14 protein-coding genes are annotated in these 18417 nt (G+C 65.0%); 7 read left to right on the top strand and 7 right to left on the bottom strand.

The genetic code is table 11. The features are described from left to right. Positions 1–136: 136 nt before the first annotated feature. Genes BMW66_RS09975 through BMW66_RS09945 form a run of 7 tightly spaced genes read left to right on the top strand, consistent with a single transcriptional unit; the run spans position 137 to position 8835 of the window. Positions 137–2374, top strand: a complete 2238-nt coding sequence (locus BMW66_RS09975; RefSeq protein WP_093118006.1) for a NosR/NirI family protein — start codon at positions 137–139, stop codon at positions 2372–2374. Next, a complete protein-coding gene (nosZ, locus tag BMW66_RS09970) occupies positions 2371–4317 on the top strand; it encodes a TAT-dependent nitrous-oxide reductase (protein WP_093118004.1) in 1947 nt (648 codons plus the stop codon). Before BMW66_RS09975 ends, nosZ begins: the two co-directional genes overlap by 4 nt. A gap of 3 nt (positions 4318–4320) precedes the next feature. Next, a complete protein-coding gene (locus BMW66_RS09965) occupies positions 4321–5655 on the top strand; it encodes a nitrous oxide reductase family maturation protein NosD (protein WP_093118002.1) in 1335 nt (444 codons plus the stop codon). Further along, positions 5621–6517, top strand: a complete 897-nt coding sequence (locus BMW66_RS09960; protein ID WP_093118000.1) for an ABC transporter ATP-binding protein — start codon at positions 5621–5623, stop codon at positions 6515–6517. The genes BMW66_RS09965 and BMW66_RS09960 overlap by 35 nt, the downstream gene beginning before the upstream one ends. Then, entirely contained in the window at positions 6514–7335 is an 822-nt protein-coding gene (locus tag BMW66_RS09955) for an ABC transporter permease (protein WP_093117998.1), read from the top strand. Before BMW66_RS09960 ends, BMW66_RS09955 begins: the two co-directional genes overlap by 4 nt. After that, entirely contained in the window at positions 7332–7907 is a 576-nt protein-coding gene (locus BMW66_RS09950) for a nitrous oxide reductase accessory protein NosL (RefSeq protein WP_093117996.1), read from the top strand. Before BMW66_RS09955 ends, BMW66_RS09950 begins: the two co-directional genes overlap by 4 nt. 1 nt (position 7908) lies before the next feature. Continuing rightward, positions 7909–8835: an FAD:protein FMN transferase gene (locus tag BMW66_RS09945; protein ID WP_093117994.1), complete on the top strand. Its 927-nt coding sequence runs from the start codon at positions 7909–7911 to the stop codon at positions 8833–8835. 87 nt (positions 8836–8922) lie between these two features. Here the strand turns inward: BMW66_RS09945 and BMW66_RS09940 are convergent, their stop codons facing one another. The 7 genes from BMW66_RS09940 to xdhA are packed head-to-tail and all read right to left on the bottom strand — an operon-like array spanning position 8923 to position 18176. Beyond that, the gene (locus BMW66_RS09940) at positions 8923–9996 is read right to left on the bottom strand and encodes a BMP family ABC transporter substrate-binding protein (RefSeq protein ID WP_093117992.1); all 1074 of its coding nucleotides are present in this window, start codon (positions 9994–9996) and stop codon (positions 8923–8925) included. 37 nt (positions 9997–10033) lie between these two features. Further along, positions 10034–10954 carry an ABC transporter permease gene (locus tag BMW66_RS09935; protein ID WP_093117990.1) on the bottom strand — a complete coding sequence of 307 codons (921 nt, stop codon included), beginning with the start codon at positions 10952–10954 and terminating at the stop codon, positions 10034–10036. Continuing rightward, positions 10954–12033 carry an ABC transporter permease gene (locus BMW66_RS09930; protein ID WP_093117987.1) on the bottom strand — a complete coding sequence of 360 codons (1080 nt, stop codon included), beginning with the start codon at positions 12031–12033 and terminating at the stop codon, positions 10954–10956. Before BMW66_RS09930 ends, BMW66_RS09935 begins: the two co-directional genes overlap by 1 nt. Then, entirely contained in the window at positions 12030–13574 is a 1545-nt protein-coding gene (locus BMW66_RS09925; protein ID WP_093117985.1) for an ABC transporter ATP-binding protein, read from the bottom strand. The genes BMW66_RS09930 and BMW66_RS09925 overlap by 4 nt, the downstream gene beginning before the upstream one ends. Then, positions 13571–14518, bottom strand: a complete 948-nt coding sequence (xdhC, locus tag BMW66_RS09920; RefSeq protein ID WP_175483208.1) for a xanthine dehydrogenase accessory protein XdhC — start codon at positions 14516–14518, stop codon at positions 13571–13573. The genes BMW66_RS09925 and xdhC overlap by 4 nt, the downstream gene beginning before the upstream one ends. Beyond that, positions 14518–16812, bottom strand: a complete 2295-nt coding sequence (gene xdhB / locus BMW66_RS09915; protein WP_093117981.1) for a xanthine dehydrogenase molybdopterin binding subunit — start codon at positions 16810–16812, stop codon at positions 14518–14520. The genes xdhC and xdhB overlap by 1 nt, the downstream gene beginning before the upstream one ends. Next, on the bottom strand, positions 16809–18176 hold the full coding sequence (gene xdhA, locus BMW66_RS09910; RefSeq protein WP_093117979.1) for a xanthine dehydrogenase small subunit: 1368 nt from the start codon (positions 18174–18176) through the stop codon (positions 16809–16811). The genes xdhB and xdhA overlap by 4 nt, the downstream gene beginning before the upstream one ends. Positions 18177–18417 lie beyond the last annotated feature (241 nt).

The following is an 18417-nucleotide window of genomic DNA, read 5'->3' as shown; positions in this document are numbered from 1 at the left end:
AATGTTGGAATACAGCATTTTCCGAAACACGCCAACTCGCAGACGTTGCGTCAATCAGACCCATCTCATAGAAAAGAGATATTTTATTTGACCCAAATCAATGTCGCTCCCCGAGCGCATTTGTAGGTGTCGGTTCATGGATCATTCTTTGTCACGCTCACTCTTTGGTTTTGTTCCGGCGCTCTGGCAGGCGCTACTGACATGTCTTGTGCTGTCCCTCGCCGCCGGTTCGGTCCAGGCGCAGGCAGGTGGGTCTGTCCTTTCGCAGCTTATTGACGATACCGAGGCCGGGGCGCTTGTGGAGGGCGCGGACGCCTTCGGGACAATCCGCGAGGATGTCCCCGTGGCGCCGATCCTTCAGGAGGGTGAGCGGATCGGATGGGCGTTCATCGCCTCCGATTTCGTGGGGACCACCGGCTATTCCGGCAAGCCCATTCACACCATGGTCGCGCTGAATGACGACGCGGTTGTGATGGGCGTCAAGCTGGTCAAGCATTCCGAACCGATTGTGCTGATCGGTATTCCGGATGCCAAGATTCAGGCGCTGGCGGCGGATTATGCCGGGCTCGATCTGGTGGCCGAGGCCGAATCCGGCGGCACGTCGCATGATCTCAATATCATCGCCGGGGCAACGGTCACGATCATGGTGATCGACGATTCCATCGTGCGCGCCGGTCTGAAGGTGGCGCGGGCGCTGGGACTGGGCGGGCTGACGCCGCCCGCCGGGCCGACCGGGCCGCAATTCGAGATCGACCCGGCGGCAGAGGCCGCGCCCGACTGGTTCACGCTGGAAGGTGACGGCACGTTGCGGCGCATGTCGCTTGACGTGGGGCAGGTGAATGCCGCCTTCGAGGCGATGGACGATCCGCGCGCCGGCGCCCGCCCGATCACCGAGCCGGACGACACCACCTTTATCGAGATGTATGCGGCGCTCGTGTCGGTGCCCGCCGTCGGCGAGGCTCTTCTCGGCGGGGCCGAAAACCGCAACCTGCAAAACTGGCTGAACGAGGGCGAGCACGCCGTGATGATCGCGGGGCGCGGGCTCTATTCCTTCAAGGGGTCGGGATATGTGCGCGGCGGCATCTTTGACCGGATTGTCCTGATCCAGGACGATGTCTCCGTGCGGTTCCGCGACCGGGGGCACCGCCGCCTTGGCGAGATCGCCGCGACGGGCGCGCCGGAGTTCGACGAAACCGACCTGTTCAAGATCCCCGCCGATGTCGGGTTCGATCCCGCCAAGCCGTTCCGTATCCAGCTTCTGGCACAGCGCGACGTGGCCGCGATCGAGCGGGTCTTTACCACCTTCGAACTTGGCTACCGGCTTCCCGACAGGTATCTGCGCGAAGTGCCGGGCACAGCGGCGGAGCCTTCTGCGGGCGGTGCGCAGGCTGCTGCCGACCAGGAGGAAATCGCAGCGCAAAGGGCGCTCTGGCAGCGGATCTGGCGCGACAAGATACCCGAGATTGTCGGGGTTTCCCTGATGCTTCTGGTGCTGACGGGGGTGTTCTTCTTTCAGGGGTTCGTCACGCGGTCCGAGCGTTTCACCTATTGGTTCCGCATGTCGTTCCTGACCGTGACGCTGGTGTTTCTTGGCTGGTATGCCAATGCGCAGCTTTCGGTGGTCAACCTGATGGCGCTTTTCGGGGCGCTGACCAGCGATTTCAGCTGGCAGGCGTTCCTGCTCGATCCGCTGACGTTCATCCTGTGGTTTTCGGTGGCGGCGGCGCTTCTGTTCTGGGGGCGGGGTGCCTATTGCGGCTGGCTGTGCCCGTTCGGGGCCTTGCAGGAACTCCTCAACCAGATCGGGCGCAAACTGGGAATCCCGCAATGGACCCTGCCCTGGGGCCTGCATGAACGGCTCTGGCCACTGAAATACATGATCTTCCTTGGCCTTTTCGGTGTCTCGCTGGCCTCGATCGAACAGGCCGAGGCGCTGGCCGAGGTGGAGCCGTTCAAGACCGCGATCGTGCTGAAGTTCGTGCGGGCGTGGCCTTTCGTGGCCTATGCGGCGGCGCTTCTGATCGCGGGGCTGTTCGTGGAACGATTTTTCTGCCGCTACCTCTGCCCGCTGGGGGCGGCGCTCGCCATCCCGGCGCGGCTTCGCATGTTCGACTGGCTCAAGCGCTACAAGGAATGTGGCAACCCCTGCCAGACCTGCGCGAACGAATGCTTTGTTCAGGCGATCCACCCGACCGGGGAAATCAACCCGAACGAATGCCTCAACTGCCTGCATTGCCAGGTGCTCTACCAGTCGGAAACCAAATGCCCGGTCGTCATCAAGAAACTCAAACGGCGCGAAACCGCCTCTCGCGGGGCGGCGGCGCTCGACCGGGTTCTACCGAACCACCCTAACCTGAAGGAGACGTCACAATGACTGACAAACACACGAAGACGGGCATCAGCCGGCGCGGCCTGCTGGGGGCCACCGCAGGCGGTGCCGCGCTTCTGGGCGGCGCAGGCGGGGCGCGCCTTGCGATGCTCGGCGGCGCGGCCGGTGTGGCGACAGCCGCCGGAACCAGCGCCGCCACGGCGGCCACCCAAGCCAGCCTCGCCCCCGGCGAGCTGGACGAGTATTACGGGTTCTGGTCGTCCGGCCAGACCGGGGAGCTTCGCATTCTCGGCGTGCCGTCGATGCGCGAGTTCATGCGGATTCCGGTGTTCAACCGCTGTTCGGCCACGGGCTGGGGGCAGACCAACGAAAGCCTCAAGATCTTCGAGGAGGGGATGCTGCCGGAGACGAAGGCGTTCCTCAATGCCAACGGCAAGCGCATCCACGACAACGGCGACCTGCACCACCCGCACATGTCCTTTACCGAGGGCACCTATGACGGGCGCTATCTCTTCATGAACGACAAGGCCAACACGCGCGTCGCGCGGGTGCGCTGTGACGTGATGAAATGCGACAAGATCACCGAGATCCCCAACGCCAAGGCGATCCACGGGCTGCGCCCGCAGAAATGGCCGCGCACCGGCTATGTCTTCGCCAACGGCGAGGACGAAACCCCGATGGTCAACGACGGCAAGACCCTCGATGAGCCGGAAAAATACGTCAACTTCTTCACCGCCGTGGATGGCGACACGATGGACGTGGCATGGCAGGTGATCGTTTCGGGCAACCTCGACAACACCGACTGCGACTATCAGGGCAAATATGCCTTCTCGACCTCCTACAACTCGGAAATGGGCATGAACCTTGCCGAGATGACGGCGAACGAGATGGACCATGTCGTGATCTTCAATCTGGCCGAGATCGAGAAGGGTATCGCCGAGGGCGACTTTCAGGAACTCAACGGCGTGAAGGTGATCGACGGGCGCAAGGGGCAGAACAAGAAGTACACCCGCTATGTGCCCATCCCCAACAGCCCGCATGGCATCAACACCGCCCCGGACAAGAAGCACGTCTGCATCGCGGGCAAGCTGTCGCCCACGGTGTCGGTTCTCGATGTGCGCAAGTTCGACGCGCTGTTCGAGGATGACAGCATCGACCCGCGGTCTGTCGTGGTGGCGGAGCCGGAACTGGGCCTTGGCCCGCTTCACACCTGCTATGACGGCAAGGGCAACGCCTTTACCACGCTCTTCCTCGACAGCCAGGTGGTGAAATGGAACATCGACGACGCGATCCGCGCCCATAACGGCGAGGATGTGGACCCGATCATCCAGAAAGAGGACGTGCATTACCAGCCGGGCCACAACTCCACCTCGATGGGCGAAACGCTCGAAGCGGATGGCAAGTGGTATATCTCGATGAACAAGTTCTCGAAGGATCGCTTCCTCAATGTCGGGCCGCTCAAGCCCGAGAACGAGCAGCTGTTCGCGATCGAGGATGGCGGCATGAAACTCGTGCATGACGGGCCGACCTTTGCCGAGCCGCACGACAGCATCATCGTGCGCCGCGACATCGTGAACCCGGTGAGTGTCTGGGACCGCAACGATCCGATGTGGGCGGACACGCGCGCGCAGGCCGAGGCCGATGGCGTGGATATCGACGACTGGATGGACACGGTGATACGCGATGGCGACAAGGTGCGGGTCTACATGAGCAGCATGGCGCCGGCCTTCAGCATGGAGAAGTTCACCGTGCGCGAGGGGGACGAGGTGACGGTGATTGTCACCAACCTCGACGATATCGACGACCTGACGCATGGGTTCTGCCTCAACAACCATGGGGTAGCCATGGAGCTTGGGCCGCAGGCGACGGCGTCCGTGACCTTCGTCGCGGCGAAACCGGGCGTCTACTGGTACTATTGCCAGTGGTTCTGCCACGCGCTGCACATGGAAATGCGCGGCCGGATGCTGGTCGAGCCGAAAGCGAGCTGAACCATGCTGCACCGCCTTCTGATCGTTGTTCTGAGCCTGATGTTCGCGTCCGGTCTCTGGGCGATGGAGGTTTCCGTGCCTGCGGGCGGCGGTGCCCTGCAACGTGCCATCGCCGGGGCGGCGCCCGGCGATGTGCTCAAACTTGCGCCGGGCCGGTATTCCGGCCCGGTGGTCCTGTCGGAGCCCATTACGCTCGATGGTGGCGGTCAGGCGCACATCGACGGGGGCGGCGAGGGATCGGTGATCACCGTGACCGGAGAGGACATCACGGTGCGCGGTCTGGAAATCACCGGATCGGGCAGCGATCACCAGACCATCGACTCGGGCGTGCAATTGACCAGAACCGCGCGGCGCGCGGTGATCGAGGACAACCGCATCCTCGGCAACCTTTATGGCGTGGACATTCACGGCGCCGAGGACAGCATCGTGCGCGCCAATACCATCGTCGGGCGGCGCGACCAGCGGATGAACGGCCGGGGCAATGGCGTTTATGTCTGGAATGCGCCCGGCGCGAAGGTGGTCGGCAACGATATCCGCTATGGTCGCGACGGAATTTTCGTCAACACATCGAAACGCAACGCGTTTCGCGGCAACCTGTTCCGCGACCTGCGGTTCGCGATCCACTACATGTATGCGCATGACAGCGAGGTGTCGGGCAACGTGTCGATCGGCAATCATCTTGGCTATGCGCTGATGTATTCCAACAGGCTCAAGGTGTTAGACAACATCTCGCTTGGTGATCGCGATCACGGTCTCATGCTCAATTACACCAACCATTCGGACCTGAGCGGCAATCTGGTGCGGGGCGGGGCGGAGAAATGCACCTTCATCTACAATGCCCACCGTAACCTGATCGTCGGCAACCGCTTTGAAGGCTGCGGCATCGGCATCCATTTCACCGCCGGGTCGGAGCGGAACGCGCTGACCGGAAATGCCTTTGTCGGCAACCGGACGCAGGTGAAATACGTCGGCACCACCGATGTGGAGTGGAGTTTTGAGGGGGTGGGCAATTATTGGTCGGATCACGCCACCTTTGACCTTGATGGCGACGGGATCGCGGACAGCCCGTTTCGGCCCAACGACCTGATGGATCATATCCTGTGGTCGCAGCCGGCCGCATCGCTTCTGATGGGCGCGCCGGCGGTGCAGCTCATCCGGTGGTCGCAGGCCAGTTTTCCCGCCACTCTGCCGGGCGGTGTGCTTGACAGCCACCCGCTGACCGAGGCGGTTACGATCGACGTTCCCCCCGAATACACCGCCATGGCGGAGAGACGCGCCGGAAAATGGCGCGATGGAAAGACAGATGACGCAAAGCTTGATCCTCTCGACCCTCACTAAGACCTATCAGGGGGTGCCCGCGCTTCGCGATGTGTCGCTAAGCGTGGCGCCCGGTGAACGGGTCGCCCTTCTGGGACACAACGGCGCGGGTAAATCCACGATGATGAAGATCATTCTGGGACTGATCGGCCATGACTCGGGCACGGTGGAGGTTCTGGGGGGCGCGCCCGGTTCGGCCGGCGCGCGCGAAGGCACCGCCTATCTGCCCGAAAACGTGGCCTTTCACCCGGCGCTGACGGGGCTGGAGCAGATGCGCCATTACCTGCGTCTGCGCGGTGAGCCTGTCGGGACGGCGATGGACCTGCTGGCGCGTGTCGGACTGGCCGACGCGGCACGGCGGCGGATCGGCACATACTCCAAGGGGATGCGGCAGCGCGTCGGGCTGGCGCAGGCGCTGATCGGGCGTCCCCGGCTGCTGGTCCTCGATGAGCCGACATCCGGGCTCGATCCAGTGTCGCGGCGCGATTTCTATGAGCTTCTGGACGGGCTGGCCGCCGAGGGGGCGTCGATCCTGCTGTCGAGTCACGCGCTCACCGAGGTGGAGGCGCGCACCGACCGGCTTGTGATCCTGTCGGGGGGCGTTGTCGTCACGCAGGGCGCGCTAACCGATCTGCGGCGGCAGGCCGATCTGCCCGTGATGCTGCATGTGACGCCACGCGATGGCGCGCGTGATGATCTGGCGGCGGCGCTGCCGCAGGGGCGGATGAACGGCACCGGCGTGCATCTGCATTGCGCGCAGGACGACAAGCTCGCCACGCTGAGGCGGATCACCGGGCTCGGCGACATGGTGTCCGATATCGACGTGATCCCGCCAAGCCTTGAGGCCATCTACAGCCATTTCAGCCGGAGGGACGGGCAATGAGACGTATCCTTGCCACCGCCGCGACCGAGTTCCGGATTTCCCTGCGCAATCGGTGGGTGACGGTGGCGGTTGCCATGATGGCGGTCTTCGCTCTCGTGTTGTCGGCTGCCGGATCGGCGCCTACCGGCGCGCTGGGCGCTGACCGGCTTTCGGTGACGGTGGCCAGCCTGACATCGCTTGCGGTCTATCTCGTGCCGCTTGTGGCGCTGCTGATGTCCTTCGACGGGGTGGCGGGGGAGGTGGAGCGCGGCACGCTGCCGCTTTTGCTGACCTATCCGGTCACCCGGCCCGAGATCCTGATCGGCAAGCTTCTGGCGCATGTCGCGGTGCTGACGCTGGCGGTGGGCGCGGGCTATGCGATTGCCGCCGTGGCGGCGGTGACGGTGGATGCGCGCGCGGCGCAGGGCCTGCCCGCGTTGTGGCGTCTGATGTGGTCCTCGCTTCTGTTGGGGGCGGTGTTCCTGTGTCTGGGTTATGCGCTTTCGGCGCTGTCGCGGCGGCCCGCCGGGGCGGCGGGTCTGGCGATCGGGCTGTGGCTGGGGATGATCGTGCTTTACGATCTGGGCCTTCTGGCGGCGGTCGTGGCCGATGGCGGCGGCTGGTTCACCACCGATCTGTTCCCGTGGCTGCTTCTGGCCAATCCGGCCGACGCCTTTCGCCTGTTCAATCTTGCCGCTTCGGAGGCGACCGCGGCGGCGGCCGGGATCGCGGGGGCGGCGAATGCCATTCCCGCGCATCACGCGCTGATCTCCATTCTGCTCTGGCCGCTGCTCGCGCTGGCGGCGGCGGTGGTCGCGTTCCGAAAGGTGACGCCATGAAACGCCTTGTGATCCTTTTGTGCCTGTTGGCCCTTGCCGCCTGCCGCGAGGAGGCCGCGCCGCCGCCGGACGCGGTGTCGTTGAACACCGACGCGGTGGGCCATTTCTGCCAGATGACGATTCTGGAGCATCCCGGCCCCAAGGCGCAGGTGCATCTTGAGGGGCTCCCCGGTGCGCCGCTTTTCTTCAGTCAGGTGCGCGATGCCATCGCCTACCAGCGGATGCCTGAACAGGAGGGCGTGATCCGCGCGATTCACGTCAACGACATGGGCGCGGCCCCAAGCTGGCAAAGCCCCGGCGCGGACAACTGGATCCTTGCCGATCAGGCGCATTACGTCGTCGGATCGGAACGCACGGGCGGCATGGGGGCGCCGGAACTTGTGCCCTTCGCCGATGCCGGGGCCGCGCGGGAGTTCGCGGCGCGTCATGGCGGAAAGGTTGCGATGCTTGACGAGATCCCCGACGCCGCCGTTCTGGAGGCGGCGGGTCCGGGGGTCGCGGGCGGAGACGTGGGCGACGAGGACGATTTCGCCGCCCGCCTTCGCAAGTTGTCCAACGAAAGGCAGAATTGACATGACCGGACTCTCGCGTCGCCGTTTCCTCACGATCAGCGCCTGCGCCGCCGGACTGGCCGGACGGGCACAGGCCGCGACGGAGATTACCCAGTGGCGCGGTATGGCGCTGGGCGCGCGCGTTACCCTCACGCTGTCGCATCCGCAGGCGGCGCAGATCGCGGAGGAGGCGCTGGCCGAGATCGACAGGCTGGAGGATGTATTCAGCCTGTACCGGGCTGAGTCCGCCCTTATGCGGCTGAATGCGGCGGGAAGGCTTGATGCGCCGCCGTTCGAATTGCTGGAATGCCTGAGCCTGTGCAACACGGTTCATGAGGCGACCGGGGGACTCTTCGATCCGACGGTGCAGCCGCTCTGGCAGGCCTATGCGCGTCATTACTCGAACCAGGCGGAAGCGGAGCCGCATGAACTCGAACGGGCACGTGGCCTTGTCGGGTGGTCCGGTGTCTCCTTTGATGCGGGGCAAGTGCGTTTTGCCAAAGCCGGTATGGCACTGACGTTGAACGGGATCGCGCAGGGCCATATCGCGGATCGGATCGGTGCGATGCTGGCCGAGCGGGGGTTGCGGGATACTCTGGTGGATACGGGCGAGTTTCGCGCGCTGGGGGGCCATCCCGGTGGCGGCGACTGGCCGGTGACGCTTCGTGCTGCCGGCGCGCACCAGCCGGGCACGCTTGGCCTGCGCGATGCCGCTTTGGCCGTGTCAGCGCCGCGCGGCACCGTGTTCGATGCAGAGGCGACGGCGGGCCATATCCTTGATCCGCGCAGCGGTCAGCCGGCGCAAACCCCTTGGCGTCTGATCTGCGTGACAGGGCGCAGCGCGGCGCTGGCCGATGGGCTGAGCACCGGCATGTGCCTGATGGACAGACGCGGGATGCAGGCGGCGTTGCGCCGTTTCGATGGGATGGCGCTGGCGCATCTGTCCTGACGGGGCATGAGATCGACGGGCGAGGTGCCACTATACGAAAAAGGCCCGCCGGTAGGGCGGGCCTTTCGATGTGCGGTTGGGTGAGGATTATTCGGGGATCTTGCCCTCGATGCCTTCGACATAGAAGTCCATGCCCAGAAGCGTGCCGTCGTCGGCCACTTCACCCTCTGCCAGCCAGGCCGAGCCGTCCTGCTTGTTGATCGGGCCGGTGAAGGGGTGATAGTCGCCGCTTGCGATGGAGTCTTTCAGCTCCAGCGCGCTGGCCTTGATGTCGTCGGGCACGGCGTCGGTGATCTCGCCAATGCCAACCATGCCTTCGTCGATACCGTGCCAGATATCCTGGCTTTCCCATGTGCCGTCGATGACAGCCTGCACCCGGTCAATATAGTAGGGGGCCCAGTTGTCGATGATCGACGAGACGCGCGGGCTGGGCTTGTATTCGGCCATGTCGGACGCCTGTCCGAAGCCGATCACGTCGCCCGCGTTTTCCGCGGCGGCAAGCGGCGCGGTGGAATCGGTGTGCTGCAGGATCACGTCAGCGCCCTGTTCGATCAGCACCGAGGCGGCGTCGGCCTCTTTGGCCGGGTCGAACCACGTGTAGGCCCAGACGATCTTGAACTCCACGTCCGGGTTGACCTTGCGGGCGTGAATGAAGGCGGAGTTGATGCCCCGGATCACTTCCGGGATCGGGTAGGAGCCGATGTAGCCGACGATATTGGAGTCGGTCATCTGCCCGGCAATATGGCCCTGCACGGCGCGCCCCTCATAGAAGCGGGCGGAATAGGTGCTTACGTTCTCGGCCTGCTTGTAGCCGGTCGCGTGTTCGAATTTCACATCCGGGAATTTCTTGGCCACGTTGATCGTGGGATCCATGTAGCCGAAAGAGGTGGTGAAGATCAGGTCAGCCCCCTGAAGCGCCATCTGGGTGATCGCGCGTTCGGCATCCGCACCCTCGGGCACGCTCTCCTGATAGACGGTTTCGACCTGATCGCCGAAATGCTCTTCGACCGCGAGGCGGCCCTTGTCGTGCTCATAGGTCCAGCCGCCGTCGCCGATCGGGCCGACGTAGATGAAGCCGACCTTGGTCTTGTCCTGCGCCGCGGCGCCGGTGGCCAGCCCGAGCGCCAGCGTGGCGCCGGTCAGGATTTTACTCAGTCTCATTTGGGAACTCCCCCTGTTGATGGTTCTGGTTTGGCCCCTATTGCGAGGCGTGGAAAATACGGCCAAGAGAAGCGGGTGCCCGGCTCTTGTCCGCGGAAAGGCTCACCAGCACTAGGATGGTGACGATATAGGGCGACATTGCCAAGTATTCGACCGGAATGGCAATACCAGCCGCCTGAAGATTGAGCTGAAGAACGCTAATGCCGCCAAAGAGATAGGCACCGAGCAGAACGCGCCACGGTTTCCAGCTTGCGAAGACGACGAGCGCCAGCGCGATCCAGCCGATGCCGGCGGTCATGCCTTCGGTCCATTGCGGCACGCGGATCAGGCTGATGTAGGCGCCGCCAAGGCCCGCGCAAGCGCCGCCGAACATGATCGCCACCACGCGCACCCCCACGACGCTAAAGCCGAGGGCATGGGCGGCGTCGTGGTTTTCGCCCACCGCGCGCAAAATCAGCCCGACGCGGGTGTATTTCAGCAGCACCCATACGACGGCGGTGAGGGCGATACCGAAATAGAGAACGAGATCGTGCGAAAAGAGGATACGTCCGAGGACGGGAATATCGCTCAGCAGCGGGATGTCGAGCCGGGGCGTGGCGGGGGGTTTAATCCCCACGTAGCCCTGCCCCATGAGCGCAGAGAGACCGAGGCCGAAAAGAGTGAGCGCGAGGCCCGAAGCGACCTGATTGGCCAGCGCGAATTGCGTCAGGAAGGCAAAGAGTAGTGACAGAAGCGCGCCGCCCCCCATCGCGGCGAGAAAGCCGGTGAACGGAGATCCGGTTTCGACCGAAATGGCGAAGCCGCAGATCGCGCCGGTGATCATCATTCCCTCGACCCCGAGGTTGAGAACGCCGGAACGTTCGACCACCAGCTCCCCGACGGAGGCGAGCAGAAGAGGCGTGGCGGCCACCATCAGGGACGCGATCAGAAGAACGGGATTGATTGCGGACAGGTCCATCAGGCGGTCCTCCTTGCGGACAGTCGGATACGGAAGTGCGTGAGCACGTCAAGCGCCAGAAGGAAGAACAGAAGCATCCCCTGAAACACCTGAATCGCCGCGGCGGGCAGACCGAGATTAGATTGCGCCATCTCGCCGCCGATATAGGTGAGCGCCATCAAAAGCCCGGCCAGAAGGATGCCCACGGGATGAAGGCGGCCAAGAAAGGCGACGATGATGGCGGTAAAGCCATAGCCCACATTGAAGTCGATGGAGACCTGCCCAGACGGGCCCGCCACCTCGAACATGCCGGCCAGCCCGGCCAGCGCGCCGGAGGTGCCGAGGCAGAAGAGGATGAGCCGCGCGGGCGCCACGCCGGAGAATTTCGCGGCGCGCGGCGCCTCGCCCGACAGGCGGATATTGAATCCGAGGATATGCCGGTTGAGCAAAACATAGGCGAGGATCACCGCGATGAAGGCCGCCGCCATGCCCCAGTGCAGCCCGATGTCCTGATCGATCCAGCTTGTCGCGCTGGCGTAATCGCTCAGGTTGCGGGAGCCGGGAAATCCGTGGCCCTCGGGGTTCTTCATCAGCCCGAGTGCCATGGAGGCCAGAAGCTGTTCGGCCACATAGACCAGCATCAGCGACACGAGGATCTCGTTCGTGCCGAAGCGCACCTTCAGCAGTCCCGGTATCATCGCCCAGGCCCAGCCGCCAAGCCCGCCCGCGATCACCATGAGCGGGAAGATCAGCACGCTTTCGGTCGGGTGGAAGGCCAGCCCCACCCCGGCGCCGCAGAGCGCGCCGACGATATACTGCCCCTCGGCGCCGATGTTCCAGATCCCGGCCCTGAAGCCGAGCGACAGCCCGATGGCGATGAGCACCAGCGGCGCGGCCTTCACCAGAAGCTGCGGGCGGTAGTAGAATGCGAACTCCCCGAACAGCGGGTTCCAAAAGATGGTGCGGATCGCCTCCACCGGATTCTTGCCAAGCGCCGCAAAGAGCAGCCCGCCCGCGATCATGGTCACGATGACCGCGATGACCGGGGTGAGGTAGGACCACAGGCGCGATGGCTGCGGACGGCGTTCAAGTCTGATCATGCGCCTGCCTCTTGTTCTTCTTCGTGGATATGGGCGACTTCCATTCCGTGGGCGCCGCCCATCATCAGGCCAACCTCTTCGATGCTGAGTTCGGAGACGGGGCGGATGTCCGACAGCCGTCCTTCATTCAGGGCGCCGAAGCGGTCGGATATTTCCATCAGCTCGTCAAGATCCTGCGAGATGCACAGGATCGCGGTGCCCCTGGCCGCGAGATCGAGAAGCGCCTGCCGGATGTCGGCGGCGGCGGAGGCGTCGACGCCCCATGTGGGCTGATTGACTACAAGCACGTCCGGGTCCTGAAGAATCTCGCGGCCGATGACGAATTTTTGCAGGTTGCCGCCAGACAGCGCGCGGGCGGCGACGTGGTGGCCGGGAGTGCGCACATCGAAGGCGGAGATGATCTCGTCGGCGAAGTCGCGGGCCGCGGGCCAGTTGACAAAGCCGCGCGATGTCAGGGACTTGCGGATCGCGCCGGTCAGAAGCGCGTTTTCCGAAAGGTCCATGTCCGGCGCGGCGGCATGGCCGAGCCGTTCCTCGGGGGCGGCGAGAATGCCCCGTGCGCGGCGTGCGTTCGGGCCAAGATGGCCGATGGACTCGCCGCGCACCTTGATGGCGTTCTTCTCGGTGAGCGCCTCGCCCGAGAGGGCGGCCAGCAATTCGTCCTGCCCGTTGCCCGCCACCCCGCCAAGACCGAGGATTTCGCCCGCGCGGACGGTGAAATGAAGGTTCTTGAGCGTGGTGCCGAAGGGGTTGGCCGGTTTCAGCGACAGCCCGGTGACATCGAGCACGACATCGCCATCGTCGCGGGCGGTGCGGGTCGGGGTCTGAAGCGTGCCGCCCACCATCATCTCGGCCATGTCGCGGGCGGTGGTGTCGCTCGGCACGCAGGTGCCGACGTTCTTGCCCAGTCGCAGGATGGTCGCGGCATCGCAGAGCGCGCGGATCTCTTCGAGCTTGTGGGAGATATAGAGGATCGACGTGCCCTCCGCCCGGAGCTTGCGCAGGGTCTCGAACAGGATCTCGACTTCCTGCGGGGTGAGAACCGACGTTGGCTCATCCATGATCAGCAGCTTGGGGTCTTGCAGCAGGCAGCGGATGATTTCGACCCGCTGACGCTCCCCGGCGGACAGATCGCCCACCGTGCGGAAGGGATCGAGCGGCAGGCCGTAGGTTTCGCTCACGTCGCGGATGCGGGCGGCCAGATCGCGCATGGGGGGCGGGTTCTCCATCCCAAGCGCCACGTTCTCGGCGACGTTGAGCGCGTTGAACAGTGAGAAATGCTGAAACACCATGCCGACGCCAGCGGCGCGTGCGGCGCGCGGATCGGCGGGGGTAAAGGGCTCTGCCCGCCACGTCATGGTCCCGCTGTCGGGTTTGACCAGCCCGTAGATCATCTTCACCAGCGTTGATTTGCCGGCGCCGTTTTCGCCCAGAAGCGCGTGAATCTCCTTTTCGGCGATATCGAAACTCACATCGTCATTGGCGACGACGCCGGGATAGGCCTTGGTCAACCCCTCGATGCGCAGCAATGTCCCTGTCATGCGGTTTGTTCCCTGTTGGCGCTGCGGGCAGCGCGGGTATTGAGCAGATCGGCCGCGATTCCGATGGCGATTGCCTGCGGATGTTTGCCAAGCGCCGGATCCCCGATCGGGCAGGTGATGCGGGCGATCCGATCCGGGCCATGGCCAAGCGCCCGCAGGCGGGAGCGGAAGCGTGCCCATTTGGTGGCCGATCCGATCAGCCCCGTAAAGGCGAAATCACGCTGAAGCAGCATATGGCAAAGCGCGAGGTCGGCGTCATGGTCGGGGGTCATGATGTAGTGCCACGCGGTGTCCGGAGCGGCGGCGATGACCGCTTCGGCGGGTTGGTCGCGGTGGATGACGATGTTTTCGGGAAGGCCGGAAAGCCAGTCTTCACGGCTGTCCACGAGATGCGTTTCGATCCCCGGCAGCGGCGCGAGGCATTGCGCCAGCGCCCGGCCCACATGGCCCGCCCCGTGGATATAGACCGGCCGGGCCAATGCCGCGAACGGTTCTATCAGCCACCCGCCCGACAGGATGGTAGGCATGGGCGTGCCTGTTTTTTCAGCGCGGGTGATCGCGCGGGCGGCGGTATTGGGAAGTCCCTGCGCGCCGGAATCGACCGGGCGGGCGAAATGGGCCGCCTCGGGTAAACCGGCAAGTCGCGCGGCGTCGAAACACTCTGTCACCAGCGTGACGGCGCCGCCGCAGCACTGGTTGACCGCCGGGCCAAGCGCCATGCGCGAAAGGCGGGTTTGCGTGCCCTCGGCCAGTTGCTCGCGGGCCTTGGCAAGGGCCTCATACTCCAGCCGTCCGCCGCCGATGGTGCCGGAAAACCCCGTGTCCCAGACGAGCATCGCGGTGCCCGCCTCTCGCGGAGCGGACCCCTTGACCGAGGCGATGACGACACGCGCGACGCTGCCATGCGCGGCCACGGCGCGGGACAGGGCGGCGCGGTCGAACATCAGGTGCCCCCCATCACACGCTGCACGGCGGCAAGGATGCGTTCCGGCGTGGCGGGCGCGTCGAGCGCAGGATAGCCAGCGCCGCAGGCGGCGACGGCATCCGACAGCGCCATGAGCGCGGAAATACCGAGCATAAGCGGCGGCTCCCCCACCGCCTTGGAGCGATAGATCGTCTCTTCGGCGTTTTCGTTGTCGTAGAGGGCGACGTTGAAAATGCGCGGTCGGTCGGAACAGGCCGGGATCTTGTAGGTGGAGGGCGCGTGGGTGGTCAGCCGCCCCTTGCCGTCCCAGACGAGTTCCTCTGTCGTGAGCCAGCCCGCGCCCTGCACGTAGCCGCCCTCGATCTGGCCGATGTCGAGCGCGGGGTTCAGCGAGCTTCCCACGTCATGCAGGATGTCGCAGCGCAGGATGCGGTTCTCTCCGGTGAGCGTGTCGATGACCACCTCGGTGATCGCGGCGCCATAGGCAAAATAGAAGAACGGTCGCCCCTCGCCCTTGATCCGGTCCCATGCAAGGGAGGGGGTTTTGTAGAAGCCGGTGGAGGACAGGCTGACGCGATTCTCGTAGCAGATCTTGGCCGCCAGCGCGAAGCTCAGGGTTTCGCCGCCGATGCGCACCTCTCCCTCCTCGAAGATCACCTCACCGGGTTTGGCCTGATGGCGTTCGGCAAGGCAGGTGGCCATACGCTCGCGTATGGTGTCGCAGGCCGCCTTGACCGCCATGCCGTTGAGATCGGAGCCGGAGGAGGCGGCGGTGGCGGAGGTGTTGGGCACCTTTCCGGTGTCGGTGGCGGTGATGCGCACCGCGCCGAGCGGCAGGCCGAACCGCGCGGCGGCGACCTGCGCGACCTTCTGGTAAAGGCCCTGTCCCATCTCGGTGCCGCCGTGATTGAGCTGCACCGAGCCGTCCTGATAGACATGCACCAGCGCGCCGGCCTGATTGAGATGGGTCAGCGTGAAGGAGATGCCGAATTTCACCGGGGTGAGAGCGATCCCCTTCTTGAGGATCGGGTTGGCGGCGTTCCAGTCGTCCACCGCGCGGCGGCGCGCGGCGAAATCGGCGCGGGTGGCGAGATCGTCCGTCAGCGCGTTGATGATGCCATCCTCGACCGTCTGGCCGTAGGGGGTGCGCTGCGGTGCGCTTCGGGTGGCGCGGTCGGCATAGAAATTCGCGCGCCGCACCTCAAAGGGGTCGCGGCCGAGGGTGTGGGCGACGTGATCCATCACCCGCTCGATCCCGACCATGCCCTGCGGGCCGCCGAAGCCGCGAAAAGCGGTGGCCGACTGCGTGTTGGTTTTCATCCGGTGCGAGACGATCCGGGCATTGGGCAGGTGATAGGCGTTGTCGGCGTGCAGCATGGCCCGGTCTGCCACCGGCAGCGACAGATCCTGCGCCCAGCCGCAGCGCACATATTGCGTGAACTCTATCCCGAGCAGGCGGCCGTCGTCGTCGAACCCGGCGCGGTAGTCGATGCGGAAATCGTGGCGCTTGCCGGTGATCACCATGTCGTCGTCGCGGTCATAGCGCATCCGGCAGGGCCGTCCGGTGCGCGCGGCGGCGACAGCGCAGGCGCAGGCCAGCGCGTTGCCCTGGCTTTCCTTGCCGCCGAAGCCGCCGCCCATGCGTCGGGTTTCCACCCGCACGCCGTGCATCGGCAGGCCGAGGGCATCGGCCACCTTGTGCTGAATCTCGCTGGGATGCTGGGTCGAGGAGTGGACGACGACATCGCCGTTGTCCTGCGGCAGGACAAGCGCGGCCTGCCCTTCGAGGTAGAAATGCTCTTGTCCGCCAAGCTCCATCCGGCCCTCGATCCGGTGGGGGGCGTCCTTGATGGCGGCATCGGTATCGCCGCTCTGATAGATGCGGGGGCCTTCCTCGAACCGCGAGTCGGCGGCGAGAGCCTCTTCTATCGTCAGAAGTGGCGTTTCCTCCTCATAGCTGATCACGCCCATGCGCGCGGCGCGGCGGGCCGCAAGGTGGCTGTCCGCGATCACCAGAAACAGCGGCTGGCCGAGGTAATGGATGGTTCCGTCGCTCAGCAGCGGCTCGTCGTGCAGCGAGGGGGACACATCGTTGTCGAAGGGCAGATCGTAGGCGGTGAGCACATCCCTCACGCCGGGGGCGGCGCGCACCGCGTCGAGATCCATTCCCGCGATGCGCCCGCGTGCGATGGTCGCCAGCCCGAAGGCCAGATGCAGCGCGTTCGCCGGGGCGGGGATGTCGTCGACATAGCGGGCCGCGCCGGTGACATGCAGGGGCGCGGCGTCGTGCGGAAGGGGACGTGCGACGCTCATGCCGACACCTCCAGCACAGAGGTTTGCGCGCCCAGATCGTCCAGAAGGCAGCGGGTGAGCATGTTGCGCGCGGCATCGAGCCGGTAACGGGCGGAGGCGCGCATGTCCGAAAGTGGCGAGAAATCCTCTGCCCAGGCATCCCATGCGCCGGCGATCGTCTCTTCGCACCAGGGTTGGCCGGTAATCGCCGCCTCCACATGCGCGGCGCGCTTGGGCGTGGCGGCCATACCGCCGAAAGCGATGCGCGCGGCGGTGACGGTGCCATCCTCCACCGTGATGTTGAAGGCGCCAAGGACAGCGGAAATATCCTGATCGAACCGCTTGGAGAGCTTGTAGACGCGCAGGCGGTCGGGCTGGCGGGAGATCGTTACCTTTTCCACGAACTCGCCGGGGGCGCGGTCCTGCTTGCCGTAGTCGACGAAGAACTCCTCCAGCGGGAGGGTGCGGCGCGCCTCGCCGTGGCGCAGGTGCAGGGTGGCCCCCAGCGCGATAAGCGCGGGCGGGTTGTCCCCGATGGGAGAGGCGTTGGCGATATTGCCGCCCAGCGTGGCGGCGGCGCGGATCTGCTGCGAGGCATAGCGGCGCAGCATCTCGGCGTAGGAAGGGTGCAGCGGCGCGAGGGCGGCGCGCAAGTCGTTCATGTTGACCATCGCGCCGATGGTGATCGTCTCGTCATCCACCGTGATGTCCCGAAGATCGTCGCAGCGGTGCAGGAAGATCAGCGGATCGAGATCGCGCAACTGCTTCGTCACCCAGAGCCCCACATCGGTGGCGCCCGCAACAAGGGTCGCTTCGGGGTGGGCGGCGTAGAGCCCGGCCAGCTCTGCCGAGGAGCGGGGCAGCATGGCCGGTTCCGTGTCCGGCAGGTCGGACGCGGGGTGGGCCGCGATATGATCGGGCACCGGCCTTGTCGCCGCCTCCTCTGCCGCGCGTATGATCGGCGCATAGCCGGTGCAGCGGCACAGGTTGCCCGCAAGCTGATCGTCGTGATCGGTCGCTCCGTTTGCGTGGGCGGCGGTCATCGCGGCGATGAACCCCGGCGTGCAGAACCCGCATTGAGAGCCATGGTGATCGATCATCGCCTGCTGCACCGGATGCAGCGTGCCATCGGGCGCGGCGATGCCTTCGACGGTGCGGACCGATTTGCCGTGAAGCTGCGGCAGAAACAGGATGCAGGCATTGAGCGCCTGTGTGCCGCGATCGTCCTGAACGATGACGGAGCAGGCGCCACAATCCCCCTCATTGCAGCCCTCTTTCGTGCCGGTCAGACAGCGTGTCGTCCTCAGCCAGTCGAGCAGGGTCGCGGTAGGCGCGGGATCGCGCAGCGTGACCGGGTCGCCATTGAGATGGAAGCTGATATTCATGGTGCGGTCTGTCGTCCTTTTCTGTGCCCGGCTCTGTGGAATGGCATCTCGTCGCGATGCGTTGCACAGCTCCGTTTCGACCCGGACGACGATAGGGATCACCCTGTCGTATTGGCAAGGAAAATGTCCCGGGAAAGCCCGTGAAAACGGGGGGTTGCGGAAAATCCGGGCGTTATGTAACTGGCGAAAACCCTTTTACGTCAGGGCGTTGAGGGACCGGAATTTTCAACGTATTGTTGAA

This window comes from Salinihabitans flavidus (assembly GCF_900110425.1).
GTDB lineage: Bacteria > Pseudomonadota > Alphaproteobacteria > Rhodobacterales > Rhodobacteraceae > Salinihabitans > Salinihabitans flavidus.
This window is presented reverse-complemented; position numbering and strand designations above follow the sequence as displayed.